The sequence below is a fragment of the Nocardia sp. NPDC003345 genome (assembly GCF_053589395.1).
In genome coordinates this window covers 1-5,332 of the sequence record NZ_JBSFRU010000395.1, presented here as the reverse complement: position 1 = coordinate 5,332, position 5,332 = coordinate 1, and the positions used below count along the sequence as shown (strand labels likewise).

The window sequence follows — 5,332 nt, the reverse complement described above, 5'->3', positions numbered from 1 at the left end:
CGACGACCAGCGCTTCCCGCGTCTCACCCGAGACCGGAACCCGGCGCCGGTCCAGCCCTTCGGCGGCGATCCCAGCGCGGACGACCTTCTCGTCCTGCTGGCGGTCGGGCGCAGCGGCCGGTACGTGACCGCGGCCGAGGAACTCGGTATCAACCACACCACCATCTCCCGCCGGATCGCCGGTCTCGAGCAGATGCTCGGCGGCCGGGTGCTCACCCGGGTGACCGGTGGCTGGGAACTGACCGATCTCGGCCGGGAGGCCCTGGCCGCGGCCGAGACGGTGGAGTCGGCGGTGCGATCGCTGGCGGCGGACGCGGCCGGCAACCGGATGCTGGGGGGCGTGGTCCGGATCTCGGCGACCGACGGGTTCAGTGCCTATATCGCCGCACCGGCGGCGGCCCGGGTCCGGCGGCGGTATCCCGATATCCAGGTGGAACTGGTGGCGACCACCCGCCGGGCGTCGCAACAGCGGTCCGGGCTCGACCTCGAGATCGTGGTCGGTGCGCCGCGGGTGCGCCGCGCGACCGCCACCTTCCTGGCCGACTACCGGCTGGGTCTCTACGGTTCCCGCGACTACCTCGCCGAGAACGGCGCCCCGGCGGCGGTAGCGGATCTGGCGCGTTATCCGCTGGTGTACTTCATCGATTCCATGCTCCAGGTCGACGATCTCGACCTGGCCTCCGGTGTCGTGCCCGCGATGCGCGAATCGGTGACCTCCACCAACGTTTTCGTCCATGTGGAGGCCACCCGGGCGGCCGCCGGGCTGGGCCTGCTGCCATGTTTCATGGCCGACCGCCATCCGGATCTGGTGCGGGTTCTGCCGGATTCGATCGCGGTGACGCTCGGTTACTGGATGGTGGCGCGGGCCGAGACCCTGCGCCGGCCCGAGGTGGCCGCGGTGGTCGCCGGGATCCGGGCCGTCCTCGACGACCGGCGCGCGACCCTCCTGGGCTGCGGCTGAGCGGGTTTCCGGCAGGCGTGCCGGCGCGTACGGGTATAGCCTGCCGATATGTCACCGGATCCCCTCGCGGACCTCGAGCGCGCGTCGCGGGCGCTGGCCGATCTCATCGCGGCCGTGCGGCCCGGCCAGTGGACGGCGTCGACCCCGTGCACCGAGTGGTCGGTGCGGGACCTGGTCGATCATCTCGTCGGCTCCGATCTGATGTTCCTGGCCATCTTCGGTGAGCGGCCGATGCCCGACCGTGGGACGGATATTCTCGGCGACGACCCGGTGGCCGCCTATACGGCCTCGGCGAGCGCCTTGGCGGCGGCCTTCGCCCGGCCCGGCATCCTCGAGGAGACCTACCAGGGGCCGCTGGGTGAGGCCACCGGTGCCGACCGGTTGCGATTCCGGGTCACCGATCTGCTCGTCCACGGCTGGGATCTGTCCCGCGCGCTGGGTGTCCCGGACCGGCTCCCCGAGGATCTCGCCGAAGCCGCTCTGGCCTTCTCACGCCGGCAACTGCCGGACGAGAGATCACGTCCTGGACGGTTCGCCGCCGCCCAGCCGGTTCCGGCGGGCGCCTCGGCCGTGGAGCGACTCGTCGCGTTCCTGGGCCGGCCGGTCGATCCGCCGTGGACCGCACCGGCACCGCTGTCCGGTGGGGCCTGAGACCCGGCGAATCCGCCGATACCCCTGCTCAGGCGGACTCCTCGGGCGCCCGGAGCACCCAGGTCTGTAACGCCAGATACAGTCGCGCCGCCGCGGCGGGCACCGCCAATTCCGTGCCCGTGAGCCGCTGGATACGTTTGAGCCGATGCAGGACAGTGTTGCGGTGCAGATGCAGCCGCTGTCCCACCGCCGAGGTGGAGCCGCCGAGTTCGTACCAGGCCAGCGTGGTGTGGACGAGCAGGTCGGCTTCCGGGCGTGGCAGACCGTCCAGGGCGGCGAGCACGTCCGCGCAGATGTCCGCGGCCAGTGCGGGGTTCGCGGCGATCAGCACCCGTTCCGGCGCGGACCCGTAAACGTGGATACCGGTATCCGCCGGGCCGGCGCACCGCGACGCCGAGCGGGCCTGGCCGAGTGCAGTGGGGATCGCGGCGAGATCGGTGAACGGACGGCTCGCCCCGGCGCGCTCGCCGACAGTGCGCAGCGCGGTCTCGAGCGCGGCGGGCGCGGCCGCCCCGGCCACCGTGACCCGGTCCCCGGCGAGCAGGGTGTGCACGGTCGTCACCCCCGGAGCGGCCAGCCGGAGCTCGCCGACCAGGACCACGTAGGTGGCCGGTGCGGGCAGGCCCAGTCTCCGGCCGGCGTCCGCGCGCCGGGGCGCCGGGAAATCCGGATCGAGCAAGGCCCGCAGCAGCGCCTGATCCGATCGTTCGGTTCCGGCCACCACCACACGCCGGTACGCCTCGGTGGCCGCGACGGAGTATTCGTCGATCACGAACCACATCCGCGCGGCCAACCGGGCGAGTTCGGCGCGTTCGCCGCCCTCGGCGCGGTCGTCGACGATCTCCCAGAACCCCATACCCGCGACCCGGAAGGCGTGCAGCAGGCTCTCCAGCGGAATGCCGCGCTCACCCTTGACGCGTCCGGCCCGCCGGGCCGGTTCGAGCGAGTACGGCTGTGCGGCCATGGCGTCCAGCAGTGCCGTGAAACTCTCGGCCACCAGGGCGACCAGTTCGGCATGCCCGAGGGCGGCGCCGTCGTAGCCGGTGTCGTCGCGTTCGATCCTGGACGCCACGCGTTCGGCGATCACCGGGGTATCGGCGCGTAGTTCGGCCAGCAGGCGCGCGGGGGCGGAGTCTGTTTTCCGGCTCACCGCCGACAACCTAGCGCGCGTTGTGCCCGCGCACCCCGAAGTCCGCCGAAGTGGGGGCGCGGGCCCATCGCCACACTCCGAATACCGCCCGATACTGGGAGTCGCTGATCGACGCGGTGGTCCGGGCCTTGCCGAATCCCTTCTTGCGCAATGAGTCTCGTGCCGCGTCGACGCGACCATCCCCCGGCGATCGGAGTTCGACCGTGACCACGACCACCCGCGACCTGTTCGAGCGCTACCACGCCTGCTGGGCCGACCGCGATCCCGACCGGATCGTCGCCCTGCACACCCCCGATTCGGTATTCCACCTGCATTCGGGTCAGGAGCCTGCTCGCGGCCGCGCCGCCATCCGCGACGCCGCGGCCGGGACCTTCGCCCTGGTACCGGATCTCACCTTTCACCAGGTGGCATTGCGCGTCGGACCGGACTTCTGGGTGGTGCGGTGGCAGCTCACCGGCACCTCGGCGACGGGCCGGCCGGTCTGCGTGGACCTCGCCGACTTCGTGGAGGTTGAGGACGGCGCGGTCCGCGAGAAGCACTCCTATGTCGACGGGGTCGCCATGCAGGCCGCCCTGGGCTGACCGGATCTCAATCGAGGCAGAACTCGTTCCCCTCGGGATCGGTCATCACGATGAACCCCGCGCTCAACGGGGGTTGCGGCTCGTCGCGCCGGAGCCGGGTCGCCCCCAGCGCGACGAGCCGGGTGCATTCGGCTTCCAACGCCGCCATCCGCTCGTCCCCCTGCAATCCGGGGGCGGCCCGGACATCGAGGTGGACCCGGTTCTTGGCCACTTTGTCCTCGGGTACCTGCTGAAAGAACAGGCGCGGGCCCCGGCCCTCCGGGTCCTCGACGGCCGACCGGGTATTCCGCTGGTCCGGCGGTACCCCCATCCCGGCCAGGAAGTCGTCCCACGCGGCCAGCGGGTCGGCGTCCGGAGAGAGCTCGACTCCGGGCGGGCCGGGGTGGATGTAACCCAGGGCATCGCGCCAGAAGGTGGACAACGCGCGCGGGTCGTGGGCGTCGAAGGTGATCTGGATTTCGCGGCTCATCGGGATTCTCCGTTCGGCAGGGCGCTCGTATGCAGGTAGAGATCGCGCAGCAGGCATATTTCGGACAGATGGTGGATCAGTTCCCGCTGGATATGCAGTACCAGATCGGCCATCGGGGCCTCGGGATACGGCTCCGACGCGCCGATCGGCGCCCGTAACGCGGCCGGGCCGAGCGATCCGACGCCTGCGGACCAGAGCGCCAGCTGCTCGTCGAGCTGGTGCCGCGCGGTCGCCGCGTCACCGGCGTATTCCCAGTTCTGATACGACGCCGCGGGCGCGCCGAAATGCGCGGCGTTGCGGGCGGCCAGTACTCCGACGATCACATGACCGAGCCGCCAGGCGATAGTGGTGAACGGGGTCGGGTCCGGCTCGGGAAAAGCGAAGTCGATCGTGAAATCCCCCGCACCGGCCTGCACCGGGGCCGTCGAGGTCCCGCGCGGGCGCACATTCCAGGCGCCCGGGACCGGCGACCAGAAGTACTCGTCATCGGTCAGGCCGTCGAGCCGGTGCCGGAGTTGATGGTTCCAGTGGAACTCCCACTGCTCGCGCAGTATGCGGTTCCAATCGAGTTCGTCGTCGTCCATGGGCTCAGCCTGCCACCGAACGAGGACAGCATCGGTCCGCTATCTCTGGCAGAGTGGAAACGGTGGACGGCGGGACCGAGGAACGGGGTACGACGGAGCGGGTGCTCACCCTGCTCGGACTGCTGCAGCAGCGGCAGGTGTGGACCGGTCCGGAACTCGCGGACCGGCTGGGGGTCACGCCGCGCACGGTGCGCCGCGATATCGGGCGGCTGCGCGCACTCGGCTATCCGGTACGGGCCGGCCAGGGTGTGGGCGGCGGCTACCGGCTGGGCCCGGGGCAGGAGCTGCCGCCGCTGCTGCTCGACGACGAGGAGGCCATCGCGACCGCGGTATCGCTGCTGGTCGGGCCCGGTGGCGCGGTGACCGGAGCCGATGCCGCCGCCCTGCGCGCGCTGGCCAAACTCGACCAGGTCCTGCCCACCCGGCTCCGGCATCAGGTGCGCACGCTGGCCGGTTCGGTGGACACGTTCGGCGGCGGCCGCACTCCGGTCGACCCGGATGTCCTGATGACTCTGGCGCGGGCCTGCCGCGACGAGGTGGAAGCGGGGTTCGGCTATCCGACGCGTGACGGCGCCCGGCGCCGGGTGGAACCCTATCGCCTGGTGGCCTCCGACCGGCGGTGGTACCTGTTCGCCTACGACCTCGACCGCGCGGACTGGCGTAGCTTCCGGGTCGACCGGATGACCGAGGTGTCCACGCGCACCTGGCGTTTCCGGCCGCGAGCGGCTCCCGACGCGGCGGCCTATGTGCAGGAGGGAGTCGCGAGCCGCGCCTACGCCAGGCAGGCGCGCTTCCTGGTGCACGCGCCGGCCGAAACGGTCCGCGCCCGGGTCCCGGCGGGGGCGGCCGTCGTCCGGCCGCACGGCAGCGGGCGCTGTGAGGTTCTCAGCGGCGCGGCGGACCTCGATTACGTGCTCATGCATATGCTGCTGCTGG

The 5,332-nt window shown here is 71.6% G+C and carries 7 protein-coding genes; 4 read left to right on the top strand and 3 right to left on the bottom strand.

All coding sequences use genetic code 11. The features are described from left to right. Nucleotides 1-94: 94 nt before the first annotated feature. Complete coding sequence (locus ACWDU1_RS29025; RefSeq protein WP_450003323.1) at nt 95-961, top strand: LysR family transcriptional regulator; 867 nt, start codon at nt 95-97, stop codon at nt 959-961. 48 nt (nt 962-1,009) lie between these two features. Then, nucleotides 1,010-1,612: a TIGR03086 family metal-binding protein gene (locus ACWDU1_RS29020; RefSeq protein ID WP_450003321.1), complete on the top strand. Its 603-nt coding sequence runs from the start codon at nt 1,010-1,012 to the stop codon at nt 1,610-1,612. 28 nt (nt 1,613-1,640) lie between these two features. Here ACWDU1_RS29020 and ACWDU1_RS29015 read toward each other — a convergent pair whose 3' ends face one another. Continuing rightward, the gene (locus ACWDU1_RS29015; RefSeq protein ID WP_450003320.1) at nt 1,641-2,762 is read right to left on the bottom strand and encodes a PucR family transcriptional regulator; all 1,122 of its coding nucleotides are present in this window, start codon (nt 2,760-2,762) and stop codon (nt 1,641-1,643) included. 203 nt (nt 2,763-2,965) lie between these two features. Between ACWDU1_RS29015 and ACWDU1_RS29010 the strand changes: the two genes are divergently transcribed. Continuing rightward, a complete protein-coding gene (locus tag ACWDU1_RS29010) occupies nt 2,966-3,343 on the top strand; it encodes a nuclear transport factor 2 family protein (protein ID WP_450003318.1) in 378 nt (125 codons plus the stop codon). A gap of 7 nt (nt 3,344-3,350) precedes the next feature. Here ACWDU1_RS29010 and ACWDU1_RS29005 read toward each other — a convergent pair whose 3' ends face one another. After that, complete coding sequence (locus tag ACWDU1_RS29005; protein ID WP_450003316.1) at nt 3,351-3,812, bottom strand: VOC family protein; 462 nt, start codon at nt 3,810-3,812, stop codon at nt 3,351-3,353. Then, entirely contained in the window at nt 3,809-4,396 is a 588-nt protein-coding gene (locus ACWDU1_RS29000; RefSeq protein ID WP_450003314.1) for a DinB family protein, read from the bottom strand. The genes ACWDU1_RS29005 and ACWDU1_RS29000 overlap by 4 nt, the downstream gene beginning before the upstream one ends. A 62-nt stretch (nt 4,397-4,458) precedes the next feature. On the opposite strand from ACWDU1_RS29000, the gene ACWDU1_RS28995 reads away from it, so the two are divergent. Further along, a partial coding sequence (locus ACWDU1_RS28995; protein ID WP_450003312.1) for a helix-turn-helix transcriptional regulator occupies nt 4,459-5,332 on the top strand: 874 nt, incomplete at its 3' end.

Bases quoted from the DNA above. Each gene is read 5' to 3' on its own strand.
- ACWDU1_RS29020 (WP_450003321.1), top strand. From the start codon at position 1,010: ATGTCACCGGATCCCCTCGCGGACCTCGAGCGCGCGTCGCGGGCGCTG.
- ACWDU1_RS29005 (WP_450003316.1), bottom strand. From the start codon at position 3,812: ATGAGCCGCGAAATCCAGATCACCTTCGACGCCCACGACCCGCGCGCG.
- ACWDU1_RS29000 (WP_450003314.1), bottom strand. From the start codon at position 4,396: ATGGACGACGACGAACTCGATTGGAACCGCATACTGCGCGAGCAGTGG.